Raw genomic sequence first — 12469 nt, 5'->3', positions numbered from 1 at the left:
GGGAAATTCGCTTACTTAGCCAGCTTGTTCTTACGCAGGAACATCCAACCCAGCCCCAGCACGATGAACCAGATTGGCGTCACCATCAGCGCTTCGCGGGTGTCCGCTTCCAGAGTCAGCAGTACCAGAACGAAGGCGAAGAACGCCATGCAGACCCAGCACATCACTTTGCCCAAAGGCATTTTGTAGATGGATTTCTCATGCAGGTGTGGACGCTGCTTACGGTATACCAGGTAAGAGCACAGGATAATCGTCCAGACGAACATAAACAGAATCGCCGACACGGTGGTGATCATGGTAAAGGCCGCGATCACGCTTGGGTTCACCATCAGCATTACCACGCCGCCCAGCAGGCAGATACAGGAGAAGGTCAGCCCTTTTGCCGGTACCGCACGCTTAGAGAGCTTCGCGAACAGACTTGGCGCTACGCCGTCCTGCGCCAGACCGAACAGCATACGGCTGGTTGAGAACACGCCGCTGTTGGCAGAAGAAGTCGCCGAGGTCAGCACCACAAAGTTGATGATGCTCGCCGCCGCCGGCAGGCCGACCAGCATGAACAGCTCAACGAACGGGCTCTTGTTCGGAACGACCGAGCTCCACGGGGTCACGGACATAATCACGATCAGCGCGAACACGTAGAACATGATGATACGGATTGGAATGGAGTTAATCGCGCGTGGCAGCGATTTCTCAGGATCTTTGGTTTCCGCTGCAGTGGTACCCACCAGCTCAATCCCCACGAAGGCGAAGACCGCTATCTGGAAGCCCGCAAAGAAGCCACTGATGCCTTTCGGGAACCAGCCGCCGTCGTTCCACAGGTGAGCGAACGACGCTTCTACGCCGGTCGGTGATTTGAAGTGCATCAGCACCATCACCAGACCGACGATAATCAACGCCACGATGGCAACGATTTTGATCATCGCAAACCAGAACTCCATCTCACCGAACATCTTCACGGTGGCGAGGTTAAGGCTCAGCAGCAGAACCACCACCGCCAGCGAGGCTACCCAGTCAGAGAGTCCGGGGAACCAGAACTGCGCGTAGGCGGTGATGGCAACGACGTCCGCCATCCCGGTCACCACCCAGCAGAACCAGTAGGTCCAGCCGGTAAAATACCCGGCCCATGGGCCAAGCAGGTCAGCGGCAAAGTCGCTGAACGATTTGTACTCGAGGTTGGAGAGCAGCAGCTCACCCATCGCGCGCATCACGAAGAAAAGCATAAAACCGATGATCATATAAACGAAGATGATCGATGGCCCAGCGAGACTGATAGTTTTGCCCGATCCCATAAACAGCCCGGTACCGATGGCACCGCCGATGGCAATAAGCTGAATATGTCGGTTTGTGAGGTTTCGCCGTAGCGATTGTTCAGCCGGCTCCTGCTCAGCGGCAGCAGCGACTTTGATCTGATCAACCATGTATTTTTCTTCCTGTTGTTTCTGTCTGTGTTGTGCGGGCTCTACTGGCCCTTTATGTCGTCATGCAAGACGATCCTATCTATAGGATGTCTCGATATTAGGTAAGAATCGGAGGGATGAATACTATGATTTAAATATAATGTTAATTTTATGTTTAAAGTGAGTGTTATATCACCTCACCCATGGGAAACAGCTCACAAAAATACACGCAATTGCTGTATTTGCAAGATTAAATCCCAACATATATCTAACTTCAGGAGTTTGTATCCCCTCCCCGGACGGAGAGAGGATAAGTGCGAGGATTACAGGATTTCCAGTAACTCGACTTCGAAGACCAGCGTGCTGAACGGAGGGATGGAAGCACCCGCGCCGCGCTCGCCGTAGGCCAGGTTGTGAGGGATAGTCAGTTCCCACTTAGAGCCAACCGGCATCAGGGTCAGCGCTTCAATCCAGCCAGCGATAACGCCGTTAACCGGGAATTCAGCTGGCTCGCCGCGCGCGACGGAGCTGTCGAATACGGTGCCGTCAATCAGCTTACCGGTGTAGTGCACGCGAACGTGATCGGTACGCGCTGGGATTGCGCCTTCGCCCTGGGTCAGAACACGGAACTGCAGACCGGATTCGGTGCTGTTGACGCCTTCTTTCTCACGGTTTTCTTCCAGATATTTCACGCCGTCTTCGGCCATCGCCGCAAAACGTTCACGACGCACGGCATCAGCACGTTCGTGGATTTCACGCAGCGCACGATGAACAACGTCTACCGGCACGGCAGGCTGTTTGCCTTCCAGCGCATCGGCGATACCGGCAACCAGTGCTTCCGGCAGTAAACCCTGCAAACCGGACTCGCTCAGCTGCTGCCCTACCTGCAGGCCGATACCGTAGCTTGCCTGTGCTTCAATAGTGTCAAAAGTCGGGGTGGCCATCGTCTTTCCTTTCTTCGGGTATAAAGTAGCGGGCAGCATAGCAGCCACGCCGCACAGGGTAAACTTTGTGTCAGGAAAGATGACAAATTACCGGGAAAAAGAAACAATACACTTTGCCTATAGGATATGATGAAAGTGCGCTTTGCCACGTTCATCAGGCAGTTAGCCATCTATACTGGATAGCATCGACACGGAGCAGGAGGAGAGCCATGCCCGGGAGATTTGAAATAAAACCTTTGCTGGTGAAAATCTGGCACGCGCCGGACGATCTTCGCATCCTGGACCCGCTGCCGCCTGCCCACCGTCGCGGCGTGATTGTTGCTGCGCTGGCGATTATTGTCGGCTTCCTGCTGCCTTCCGCTGACGACAGACCACCGGCGCAGGTCACGCGTTCCGCCCAGCTGGACTTCCAGTCGCAGTCACAAACGCCGCAGCCAGACGCCCAGCCGCTTCATGCTCAGCTGGTGACGCCATCTAACGATCTCGATCAGGTTGCCCCTGTCGCGCCGGAACCGGTGCAGGAAGAGCAGCCGAGCGAGCAGCAGGCTGCGCCGTCGCGCACTCAGCCGTATCAGGAGAGCCGCAGCAGCAACGAATGGCATACCTATCAGGTAGAGGCCGGAAAAACGCTGGCACAGCTGTTCCGTGACAATAATCTGCCGCCAACGGACGTATATGCCATGGCGCAGGTCGAAGGCGCAGGTAAACCGCTCAGCACGTTGAAAAACGGCCAGAAGGTACAGATTCGCAAGAATGCTAACGGCGTGGTAACCGGGTTAACCATTGAGTCCGACAACGGCCAGGTGCTGTTTACCCGCCAGCCGGATGGCAGCTTTATTCGCGCGCGTTAACACATCTTGATCGCGACGCCGAGTCTTCCCGGCGTCGCTTCGCTTGGCCGGGCTACTTTTTAACTTTATTGACCCACCAAATCCCCGAACAAACCAGCACCAGCGCCAACGCGTATTTCCACTCGAGAATATTTTCCCCGAGGAAAATCGCCGACAGCACCGACCCCGATACCGGGATCAGGAAGTTAAACGGCGCAATCATTCCCACGCGGTTGTACTTAAGCAGAATGCTCCACAGCGCAAAAGCGACCGACGAGAGCAGCGTCAGATAGCCGAGAATCGCCACCGATGAGAAACCGTGGAAGGTCAGCGTTCCGCCGCTCAGATAGCCCCCGACCACCAGCGCCAGACCGCCCAGCGCCAGCTGGTAGCCGGTCATCACCGTCGGGTCTACCGTTTGGGAGATGCGTTTTCCGTACAGCGATGCCGCCGACAGGATAAACGCCGCCAGCACCACCGAGCCATCGCCCAGGCTAAAGTTGAAGTCCAACAGCCCGCTATTGAAGTTCACCGCCATCACCCCGGCAAAGCCGAGAATACAGCCCAGCGTCTTGTTATAGCTCAGCCGGTCGTTCTGGTAGATAAAGTGCGCCAGCAGCACGCTAAAGAAGGTGCCGGTGGCGTTCATAATTGACCCTTTCACCCCGGTGGTGAAGGCAAGGCCGATGTAGAAGAAGATGTACTGCAGCGAAGTCTGCGTCAGCCCCAGCAGGGTCAGTTGACCGAACTGGCGTGCGCTCAGGTGCGCCACCGGCTTGCGCTGCGCCATTGCCAGCAGAAGCAGTATCAGCCCGGCAAACAGGAAGCGATAGCCTGCAAAGACGATTTTAGTCGGGATATCATCGGCGGCGATCTGAAACAGCTCATACCCACTCTTAATCGCCGGGTAGGCGCTTCCCCACAGCAGACAACAGAATGCGGCACAGAGATAGACGATGTTTTTACGGGAAAACAGAGGATGCTGGCGCAGAGTTTCCATTCTTTCACCAAAAATTAAAATATTGTTTTAATTTTTTGATTATCGCGAAAAGGACGAAAGATAGCCAGTCGAAAAGTGGTGGGACTAAAAAGCAAAACGCCGGCACAAGGCCGGCGGTTTGTTGTTATCAAAACGTGGGTTGCAGATTACTCAGCAACAACGTTGATGATAACTTTAGCGAACACTTCGCTGTGAACCTGGAAGTCCACTTCGTGCTCACCAGTGGTACGCAGAACGCCGTTCGGCAGACGAACTTCGCTCTTAGCAACTTTAACGCCAGCTGCAGTTACAGCATCAGCGATGTCGCGAGTACCGATGGAACCGAACAGTTTACCTTCGTCGCCTGCTTTAGACGCGATGGTTACGGATTCCAGTGCATTGATCTGCGCAGCACGAGCTTCAGCAGCAGACAGAACGTCAGCCAGTTTGGCTTCCAGTTCAGCGCGGCGTGCTTCGAAGAATTCAACGTTTTTCTTGGTAGCAGGAACAGCTTTACCCTGTGGTACCAGGAAGTTACGAGCGTAGCCCGCTTTAACGTTAACCTGATCACCCAGGCTACCCAGGTTTGCTACTTTATCAAGCAGAATAACTTGCATTACCTTATCCTCTTAAAGTCGTTAATAGACAGCGGCCGATTACTGATGACGATCGGTATACGGCAGCAGGGACAGGTAGCGAGCGCGCTTGATGCAGCGAGCCAGCTGACGCTGGTATTTTGCACGAGTACCGGTGATACGGCTCGGGACAATTTTACCGCTTTCGGTAATGTAGTTTTTCAACGTTGCGATGTCTTTGTAATCGATCTCAACAACGCCTTCCGCGGTGAAACGGCAGAACTTGCGACGACGGAAATAACGTGCCATATGGCTAGTCTCCAGAATCTATCAATTCAATCTGCTCGGCATGCAGAACCATTTTGCTCAGGCCATTCTTTGCTTTGTGGCAACAGATAAAACCCTGAACGGTGACTGCACTACCGACCGTTATACTGTGAGTAATGGCCTGGTTTTCGTGTCCGCTAATAATAACGGGCATTTGGCACCACGCCTGCCGGTGAAAACCGGCTTCCTCCTGCACAGAACGATGCTCAAGCACGAACTGGCAATGAGGAATTCCTGATGGGCTGACCTTGCGAAGCGGTGTTCTGCACACTGTGCCGGATAACACCAGACGATTGGTCATCAGAAATTACTCTTCAGAATCCCCAGCTTCAGCATCATCTGAGGTTTCGTTTGCGAAATCATCGCGACGTTCACGACGCTCGTCTTTCGCTTTAACCATCGGAGACGCTTCGGTAACAGCGTGCTTAGTACGCATAACCATGCTGCGGATAACGGCATCGTTGAAGCGGAAGTTAGTTTCCAGCTCATCGATCACTTCCTGCGGCGCTTCAACGTTCAGCAGAACGTAGTGAGCTTTGTGCAGTTTGTTGATCGGGTAAGCCAGCTGACGGCGGCCCCAGTCTTCCAGACGGTGGATCGTGCCTTCTGCTGCAGTGATTGCACCAGTGTAGCGCTCGATCATACCCGGAACCTGTTCGCTCTGGTCAGGATGGACCATAAAAACGATTTCGTAATGACGCATCGAATTGCTCCTTACGGATTATTCAGCCTCCTGTCTGGGTCAGCCGAGGCCCATGGAGGCAAGGAACGTGTTAAAGGTCGGCTGAAAAATGACGCGTAATAATACTTGCCAGCCCCGGGAAACTCAAGCTGATTGCGCAAAAAATTCACACAAAACGTAAAGTCGACCTAAGTCAGTGATTTAAAATTAAACAGCCCCGAATGCGGCAATTTTTTGAACAACAGCATCAGAAAAGGTCGCCATACAGTTGCCAAAGACCGATTACAATTAAGTCAGTAGTCAACCACAGCAAGAGGAGAGCCCCCGCGTTAGCGCCAGGACTATCAGTAAGGAGTCGAGTATGAAATCTATCGTCATTGCCGCAATGGCTGTGTTACTGGCAAGCGCCAGTGCACAGGCTGCCATTAAGATCGATGGCCATCAGGCACGTAACATGGACGATGTTCAGAGCCTGGGGGTTATCTATATCAACCATAATATCGCCACTGAGCAAGAGGCCGACCAGGCGCTCAGTCAGGAGAGCGATGCTCAGGGGGCGAAATACTTTCAGCCCATCCTGATACATGAGCCCGGAAGCAACGGTTTGATCCACGCGAGCGCTGCGCTGTATCGCTAATCCCGTGCTTCGTTCTTCGCCCCCGTCCTGAGGGCGAAGAACGCCTGCCGTAAAAAGGCCCCGGAATCAGACCAGTAACATCCCGAAGGCGTACAAATCCCGGAGCACAATTTTTGGGTCAACGGTCACTGCCCGTAATAGGCGTTCGGCCCATGCTTACGCATGAAGTGCTTATTCATCAGGTAACTGTCGATCGGGCTAAGCGCCGGGTTGATACCGCGCGCAATCCACGCCATCCTCGCTACCTCTTCCATCACCACCGCGTTATGCACCGCGTCGTGCGCGTCTTTCCCCCAGGCAAACGGGCCATGCTGATACACCACGATCCCCGGCGTGTGCAGCGGCTCCACGTCACCCAGCGTCTCGATAATTACCTTGCCAGTGTTCAGCTCATATTCGCCCTGCACTTCGGCTTCCGTTAGCGCACGGGTACAGGGAATATCGCCAAAGAAATAGTCTGCATGGGTGGTACCTAGTGCGGGAATCGCCAGGCCGGCCTGCGCCCACGCGGTCGCATGCGTGGAATGGGTATGCACTACGCCGCCGAGCGACGGGTAGCGGCGATACATGGCCAGGTGCGTCGAGGTATCGGAGGATGGGCGATAGCGCCCTTCCACTACCTTGCCGTCCATATCCACAACGACCATGTCATCCACGGTCATGGTCTCATACGCCACACCGCTGGGTTTAATCACCACCCGACCGCGTTCACGGTCGATAGCACTGACGTTGCCCCAGGTAAAGGTCACCAGACCATAGCGCGGCAAATCCATATTCGCGTCAAACACCTGCTGTTTTAGCTTTTGCATTATGCCACCTCCACCAGTCCGGCGCGGGTCATTCTGGCCTTCACCCAATCGCGCGCTTTTGCCACTTCACCCGCCGGGTCGTCTGAGGTTTCACTCCACATCTCAATCAGATACGGGCCGCAGTAGCCGCTCTCGCGTAGCGTTTCAAAGCAGCGTTCGAAATCGACAACGCCCTCACCAAAGGGAACGTTTTTAAAGACGCCCGGTTTGGTATCTTTCACGTGCACGGCGACGATGTGCCCAATCCCGGCCTGCAGTTCCATCTGCACGTCGTTATCCCACGCCGACAGGTTGCCGATGTCCGGGTACAGCTGGAACCATGGGTTATTCAGATAGTGCGCGTAGCCGAGTGCCTTGCTGATGGAGTTCATCAGTGGGTAATCCATGATCTCCATCGCCAGCGTGACCTGCGCGCGGCTGGCCATTTCAACGCTCTCCTTCAGGCCGTCGCGAAAACGCCGACGCGTCTCGTCATTCGCCTGCTGATAATAGACGTCGTATCCCGCCAGTTGAATCACCCGGATACCGATATCCTGCGCAAAGCAGATGGCTTTACGCATAATCTCCAGCCCCTGGTTGCGAACGTCGTCATCTTCACAGCCCAGCGGGAAGCGGCGATGGGCGCTCAGGCACATCGACGGCACCCGCACACCAGTTTCCGCAATCGCACTCACCAGTGCTAAACGCTGCTCGCGGCTCCAGTCGAGGCGCGACAGACGCTCATCGGTTTCATCCACCGACATTTCAACGAAATCAAAGCCCAGCGCTTTCGCCAGACGTAGGCGCTCCAGCCAGCACTCCCCGGCAGGGAGCGCTTTTTCATAGATACCAAGCGGAGTCTGTTTCGACAACATAGGCCGCTCCTTAGCCCCAAAGCTGCGCAATAGAACGCTTGAACTGACGCGCAGCTTCTACTGGAGATGCCGCATCACGAATGCTACGACCGGCAATAAAGACGTGAATAGGGATACCTGCAAACAGCGGCAGATCTTCCAGCGCCAGCCCGCCGGTGACGGTCACTTTAAAGCCCATCTCCGCCAGACGTTTGATGGCGCTGATATCCGCCTCGCCCCACGCCACACCGGCGGCCTGCGCGTCGCGACTGCGGTGATAGACCACCTGCTGAATGCCCACATCACGCCACTCTTTGGCCTGCTCCCAGGTCCAGTAGCCGGTCAGTTCAATCTGCACGTCGCCGTTAAACTCTTTTGCTACGTCCAGCGCGCCTTTGGCGGTGTTGATATCCGCACAGCAGATCACGGTGACCCAATCTGCGTTGGCCTCAAAACACATACGGGAGAGGATTTTGCCCGCATCAGCAATTTTGGCATCAGCCAGCACAATTTTATGCGGGTACAGCGCCTTAAGATCGCGCACCGCGCGCACCCCTTCGCCGACGCAAAGGATGGTGCCAACTTCAATGATATCTACCTCTTCCGCAATCAGACGGGTAGTTTCGTACGCGTGGGACAGCGTCTGGTTATCCAGCGCAACCTGCAACATCGGTAATGACATATTCAATTCCTTCTTAAGCTGTCGCCGCCAGGGTGGCGCTATCGATTAAATCCAGTACTTCCTGCTCGGTGCGGCAGGCGCGTAAACGGTCGAAATTGGCTTCATCTTCAAACAGATTGACGATCTGCATGATGCCCTCTTCCTGATGGGTACGAGCATCAACCGCCGCCAGGGTGATGAGAATATCGACCGGGTCGTTGTCTTCGTGGTTAAACACCATCGGCGTTTTCAGGGTGACCAGCGCAAAGCCGTTTTTCTTCACCCCCTCTTCCGGGCGGCCGTGCGGCATCGCCAGACCTGGAGCAATCACAAAGTACGGGCCGAAACGCTCAACGCCATCCAGAATCGCCTGGAAGTAGCGCGGCTCCACCACACCGGCCTCCACCAGCAGGTCAACACCCACTTTGACCGCTTCTTGCCAGCTATTGGCTTCCGCCTGCAGGCGGATAGATTTATTCTCCGCCAATGAATCACGTAGCTTCATGGGTTGTCCTTACTTCACGTCTTTCGGGAAATGCGCGCTGATGACTTCCATCAGCTTCGGACCGAAGTCGGCCGCCGAGAGCATATTGCGTACGCCAACCACGTATTTATTGCCGGAGACGGTGATTTCGCTCGCTACGTGAGTGGAGGCGATAATAATGTCGGCCCCGCTCAGCTCGCTTTTGTACTCGCCTACCGCACAGCTGTTTACCGTGTGATCAACGCCCTGCTCTTTGAGGAACTGGTCGACTTTCATCTTCATAATCATGGAGCTGCCTTGCCCACAACCACATACAGCCAGGATACGTACGGTCATAATCAACACTCCTTAGTGAGCAGAAACTTCTGCCATTTGTTTTTCCGCATCTTCTTCGGCACGCAGGGTGCGGCCAGCGAAGAACATATAAGCCAGGGCAATCACGATAATGACAGCCATGAAAATCAGCCCGATGGAGGCAAAGCCCTGCATCATCGGCGGTGCCAGAATTGACCAGTCGGCCATGCCCATCCAGGCGCTCATGCCGGTCAGCTTCACCGCCCATACGCAGCCAAAGATTTCGATCATCCCCATCACCAGACAAATTTTGAGCGCCGCGCGCCAGCCGCCGAAGTGGTTGGCAAAGACGCCGATGGTGGCGTTGGAGAAGAACATCGGGATAAAGCCCGGAATAATCAGGATGGAAGAGCCGCAGCCGACCAGAATGCCCACGGCAATCAGCTGGCCGATGGTGCCCCACATAAAGCCCCATACGACGGCGTTGGGCGCGAAGCTATAAATGGCGGCGCAGTCAATCGCCAACACGGCACCGGGGATCAGGCGCTGAGAGATACCGTTAAAGGCTTCGGACAGCTCGGCGACAAACATACGTACGCCCTGGGTGATGATGAAAATCGCCACCGCAAACGAGAAGCCGGTTTGCAAGATGTAGATGGTCCAGTGGGTTTTACCGGCCATCGCCTGCACCACATCCAGACCAAACGACAGCAGAATCGCGCCGAAGAAGACCGTCATCACGATGGCGGTAGAGACGATGTTGTCGTGGAAGATATTGAGCCAGCCCGGCAGCTTCAGATCCTCCACGCTCTCCTCTTTTTTACCGAGGAACGGCGCAACCTTGTAGGCAATCCATGACGCAAACTGCTGCTGGTGACCGATGGAGAAGCCGCAGTTATCCGTCACTTCCTGGGTCGGCTTGTACATCATATTGGAGGTAATACCCCAGTAGAGCGACACCAGCACCGCGGTGCAGATAATGGTGGTCCACATGGAGTAGCCGCAGATATAGAAGAACACCGCAATCAGCCCAGCCTGCTGGAACATGATGTGCCCGGTGAGCATGATGGTGCGGATCCCCGTAATGCGCCGCAGCAGCACATAACAGATGTTTAGTGCCAGCGCTAACAGCACCGCATATCCCACCCAGCTATAGGCATCACCCATGCGTTCGATGGTTGCCATCATTGAGGCGTAGGTATCAGAGATGGCGCCGTTGATGCCATAGACCTCGGACATCTTTGCCACCACCGGTTTGAAGGTGCTGGTCAGGATGCCGGACCCCGCCTGCAGCAGCATAAAGCCGATAATCGTCTTGATGGTGCCTTTGATAATCACGCTGACGCTTTTGCGCAGCAGGATATAACCGAGACAGGTCACGATACCCAGCAGCAGCGGGGCGTTAGTCATCACCTGATTAAAAAAGACGGTAAAGATGTTGTAGAGGATCTCCATAACGCTCTCCGATAAATGAAGTGGCTGAACCAGCAACCCTGCTCAGCGGTGGTGTGACACACTCTAATAATCAAAAATAATCACAACAAGATGTAATTTGATTAAATGTGACGCACGCCGCAATAATAAGCACATTTAAAGGGTGGAATTAATAACCATTCAAAAAACACAAAATTAAATCAATTAAATCAACAATATAATAATAAAACATAGATTAACAATTATTGATTTATGGTTACCACCCATTGAGATCGTCCTCTCACACGTCAAAAAACATCATTGCAATAATGAAAAAACGGTGACAGTATCAATCACAACAAATCACAATGTGATTACTTATGACGATTTAAGAGGAAAACACGATGAGTAAAGTTGAAACCATCTCGCGAGAATCCTGGATCCTGAGCACCTTTCCTGAATGGGGTAGCTGGCTGAATGAAGAGATTGAGCAGGAGCAGGTCGCGCCGGGCACTTTTGCGATGTGGTGGCTGGGCTGCACCGGTATCTGGTTGAAATCACAGGGCGGCACCAACATCTGCGTCGATTTCTGGTGCGGTACGGGGAAACAGAGTCACGGCAACCCGCTGATGAAGCAGGGTCACCAGATGCAGCGCATGGCGGGGGTGAAAAAATTACAGCCGAATCTGCGTACCACGCCGTTTGTGCTGGATCCGTTCGCTATCCGTCAGATCGACGCGGTACTGGCAACTCACGATCATAACGATCATATCGACGTGAACGTGGCGGCCGCCGTCATGCAGAACTGCGCGGACGATGTGCCGTTTATCGGGCCACAAACCTGCGTCGATCTGTGGGTGGGCTGGGGCGTACCAAAAGAACGCTGCATCGTGGTGAAACCAGGCGACGTGGTGAAGGTAAAAGACATTGAAATTCATGCACTTGATGCCTTTGATCGCACTGCACTGATTACGTTGCCTGCCGATCAAAAAGCCGCTGGCATTCTGCCGGACGGTATGGACGCGCGCGCCGTAAACTACCTGTTCAAAACGCCGGGCGGCACCCTGTATCACAGTGGTGACTCCCACTACTCGAACTACTACGCCAAACACGGCAACGAGCACCATATCGACGTGGCGCTAGGATCCTACGGCGAGAACCCGCGCGGAATCACCGACAAAATGACCAGCGCCGATATGCTACGTATGGCCGAAGCGCTGAACACCAAAGTGGTGATCCCTTTCCACCACGATATCTGGTCAAACTTCCAGGCCGACCCTCAGGAAATTCGCGTGCTGTGGGAAATGAAAAAAGATCGCCTGAAATACGGATTCAAGCCGTTTATCTGGCAGGTTGGCGGCAAGTTTACCTGGCCGCTGGATAAAGATAACTTCGAATATCACTATCCGCGCGGCTTCGATGATTGCTTTACCATTGAGCCGGATCTGCCGTTTAAATCGTTCTTGTAAATTTAGGGGCCGAGCGAACCTTTGTAGGCCGGATAAGGCGTTACGCCGCCATCCGGCATCCTGCTCCGTGTTGCCTGATGGCGCTACGCTTATCAGGCCTCCCCACTCTGTCGCCCGGACGAGATGCATCAGCAT

At 54.3% G+C, this 12469-nt stretch carries 16 protein-coding genes; 3 read left to right on the top strand and 13 right to left on the bottom strand.

What is annotated here, in order from left to right:
- Positions 1-11: 11 nt before the first annotated feature.
- Entirely contained in the window at positions 12-1418 is a 1407-nt protein-coding gene (cycA, locus tag V6940_RS19615; RefSeq protein WP_185669115.1) for a D-serine/D-alanine/glycine transporter, read from the bottom strand.
- Positions 1419-1720: 302 nt separating this feature from the next.
- On the bottom strand, positions 1721-2341 hold the full coding sequence (gene fklB / locus V6940_RS19610) for an FKBP-type peptidyl-prolyl cis-trans isomerase (protein WP_220439636.1): 621 nt from the start codon (positions 2339-2341) through the stop codon (positions 1721-1723).
- A 209-nt stretch (positions 2342-2550) separates the two neighbouring features.
- On the opposite strand from fklB, the gene V6940_RS19605 reads away from it, so the two are divergent.
- Complete coding sequence (locus V6940_RS19605) at positions 2551-3192, top strand: OapA family protein (RefSeq protein WP_333497005.1); 642 nt, start codon at positions 2551-2553, stop codon at positions 3190-3192.
- Between the two features lie 52 nt (positions 3193-3244).
- On the opposite strand, the gene V6940_RS19600 is transcribed toward V6940_RS19605, so the two are convergent.
- The 5 genes from V6940_RS19600 to rpsF form a co-directional block, all read right to left on the bottom strand.
- Entirely contained in the window at positions 3245-4171 is a 927-nt protein-coding gene (locus V6940_RS19600; protein WP_333497004.1) for a DMT family transporter, read from the bottom strand.
- 146 nt (positions 4172-4317) lie between these two features.
- Entirely contained in the window at positions 4318-4767 is a 450-nt protein-coding gene (rplI, locus tag V6940_RS19595; protein WP_064546889.1) for a 50S ribosomal protein L9, read from the bottom strand.
- A 39-nt stretch (positions 4768-4806) separates the two neighbouring features.
- Positions 4807-5034, bottom strand: coding sequence for a 30S ribosomal protein S18 (gene rpsR, locus V6940_RS19590; RefSeq protein ID WP_002210155.1), 228 nt, complete (start codon positions 5032-5034; stop codon positions 4807-4809).
- A gap of 4 nt (positions 5035-5038) precedes the next feature.
- Complete coding sequence (gene priB / locus V6940_RS19585) at positions 5039-5353, bottom strand: primosomal replication protein N (protein WP_062776065.1); 315 nt, start codon at positions 5351-5353, stop codon at positions 5039-5041.
- Between the two features lie 6 nt (positions 5354-5359).
- Positions 5360-5755 carry a 30S ribosomal protein S6 gene (gene rpsF, locus V6940_RS19580; RefSeq protein WP_035893279.1) on the bottom strand — a complete coding sequence of 132 codons (396 nt, stop codon included), beginning with the start codon at positions 5753-5755 and terminating at the stop codon, positions 5360-5362.
- A gap of 340 nt (positions 5756-6095) precedes the next feature.
- Between rpsF and V6940_RS19575 the strand changes: the two genes are divergently transcribed.
- Positions 6096-6371 (top strand): DUF1471 domain-containing protein, encoded by a 276-nt coding sequence (locus V6940_RS19575; RefSeq protein ID WP_185669112.1) that lies wholly within the window; start codon positions 6096-6098, stop codon positions 6369-6371.
- A gap of 125 nt (positions 6372-6496) precedes the next feature.
- Here the strand turns inward: V6940_RS19575 and V6940_RS19570 are convergent, their stop codons facing one another.
- Genes V6940_RS19570 through ulaA form a run of 6 tightly spaced genes read right to left on the bottom strand, consistent with a single transcriptional unit; the run spans position 6497 to position 10907 of the window.
- On the bottom strand, positions 6497-7180 hold the full coding sequence (locus tag V6940_RS19570; RefSeq protein ID WP_333497003.1) for an L-ribulose-5-phosphate 4-epimerase: 684 nt from the start codon (positions 7178-7180) through the stop codon (positions 6497-6499).
- A complete protein-coding gene (locus V6940_RS19565; RefSeq protein ID WP_333497002.1) occupies positions 7180-8034 on the bottom strand; it encodes an L-ribulose-5-phosphate 3-epimerase in 855 nt (284 codons plus the stop codon). The genes V6940_RS19570 and V6940_RS19565 overlap by 1 nt, the downstream gene beginning before the upstream one ends.
- A 10-nt stretch (positions 8035-8044) precedes the next feature.
- A complete protein-coding gene (gene ulaD, locus V6940_RS19560) occupies positions 8045-8695 on the bottom strand; it encodes a 3-keto-L-gulonate-6-phosphate decarboxylase UlaD (protein WP_333497001.1) in 651 nt (216 codons plus the stop codon).
- 13 nt (positions 8696-8708) lie between these two features.
- Positions 8709-9179, bottom strand: coding sequence for a PTS ascorbate transporter subunit IIA (ulaC, locus tag V6940_RS19555; RefSeq protein ID WP_185669108.1), 471 nt, complete (start codon positions 9177-9179; stop codon positions 8709-8711).
- 9 nt (positions 9180-9188) lie between these two features.
- On the bottom strand, positions 9189-9494 hold the full coding sequence (gene ulaB / locus V6940_RS19550; RefSeq protein WP_185669107.1) for a PTS ascorbate transporter subunit IIB: 306 nt from the start codon (positions 9492-9494) through the stop codon (positions 9189-9191).
- A 12-nt stretch (positions 9495-9506) separates the two neighbouring features.
- Positions 9507-10907, bottom strand: a complete 1401-nt coding sequence (gene ulaA, locus V6940_RS19545; protein ID WP_185669106.1) for a PTS ascorbate transporter subunit IIC — start codon at positions 10905-10907, stop codon at positions 9507-9509.
- Between the two features lie 362 nt (positions 10908-11269).
- On the opposite strand from ulaA, the gene ulaG reads away from it, so the two are divergent.
- Complete coding sequence (gene ulaG / locus V6940_RS19540; RefSeq protein WP_333497000.1) at positions 11270-12334, top strand: L-ascorbate 6-phosphate lactonase; 1065 nt, start codon at positions 11270-11272, stop codon at positions 12332-12334.
- Positions 12335-12469: the final 135 nt, after the last annotated feature.

It is taken from the genome of Kluyvera sp. CHPC 1.251 (genome assembly GCF_036759945.1).
Classification (GTDB): Bacteria; Pseudomonadota; Gammaproteobacteria; order Enterobacterales; family Enterobacteriaceae; genus Kluyvera; species Kluyvera sichuanensis.
Note: the sequence above shows the minus strand (reverse complement) of the source record. Positions and strands in the feature narration are given on the sequence as shown.

Coding starts and splice junctions, on each gene's coding strand:
- fklB (WP_220439636.1), bottom strand. CDS start 2,341: ATGGCCACCCCGACTTTTGACACTATTGAAGCACAGGCAAGCTACGGT.
- ulaG (WP_333497000.1), top strand. CDS start 11,270: ATGAGTAAAGTTGAAACCATCTCGCGAGAATCCTGGATCCTGAGCACC.
- ulaB (WP_185669107.1), bottom strand. CDS start 9,494: ATGACCGTACGTATCCTGGCTGTATGTGGTTGTGGGCAAGGCAGCTCC.
- V6940_RS19600 (WP_333497004.1), bottom strand. CDS start 4,171: ATGGAAACTCTGCGCCAGCATCCTCTGTTTTCCCGTAAAAACATCGTC.
- V6940_RS19575 (WP_185669112.1), top strand. CDS start 6,096: ATGAAATCTATCGTCATTGCCGCAATGGCTGTGTTACTGGCAAGCGCC.
- ulaA (WP_185669106.1), bottom strand. CDS start 10,907: ATGGAGATCCTCTACAACATCTTTACCGTCTTTTTTAATCAGGTGATG.
- ulaC (WP_185669108.1), bottom strand. CDS start 9,179: ATGAAGCTACGTGATTCATTGGCGGAGAATAAATCTATCCGCCTGCAG.
- priB (WP_062776065.1), bottom strand. CDS start 5,353: ATGACCAATCGTCTGGTGTTATCCGGCACAGTGTGCAGAACACCGCTT.
- rplI (WP_064546889.1), bottom strand. CDS start 4,767: ATGCAAGTTATTCTGCTTGATAAAGTAGCAAACCTGGGTAGCCTGGGT.
- ulaD (WP_333497001.1), bottom strand. CDS start 8,695: ATGTCATTACCGATGTTGCAGGTTGCGCTGGATAACCAGACGCTGTCC.
- V6940_RS19605 (WP_333497005.1), top strand. CDS start 2,551: ATGCCCGGGAGATTTGAAATAAAACCTTTGCTGGTGAAAATCTGGCAC.
- V6940_RS19570 (WP_333497003.1), bottom strand. CDS start 7,180: ATGCAAAAGCTAAAACAGCAGGTGTTTGACGCGAATATGGATTTGCCG.
- rpsR (WP_002210155.1), bottom strand. CDS start 5,034: ATGGCACGTTATTTCCGTCGTCGCAAGTTCTGCCGTTTCACCGCGGAA.
- V6940_RS19565 (WP_333497002.1), bottom strand. CDS start 8,034: ATGTTGTCGAAACAGACTCCGCTTGGTATCTATGAAAAAGCGCTCCCT.
- cycA (WP_185669115.1), bottom strand. CDS start 1,418: ATGGTTGATCAGATCAAAGTCGCTGCTGCCGCTGAGCAGGAGCCGGCT.
- rpsF (WP_035893279.1), bottom strand. CDS start 5,755: ATGCGTCATTACGAAATCGTTTTTATGGTCCATCCTGACCAGAGCGAA.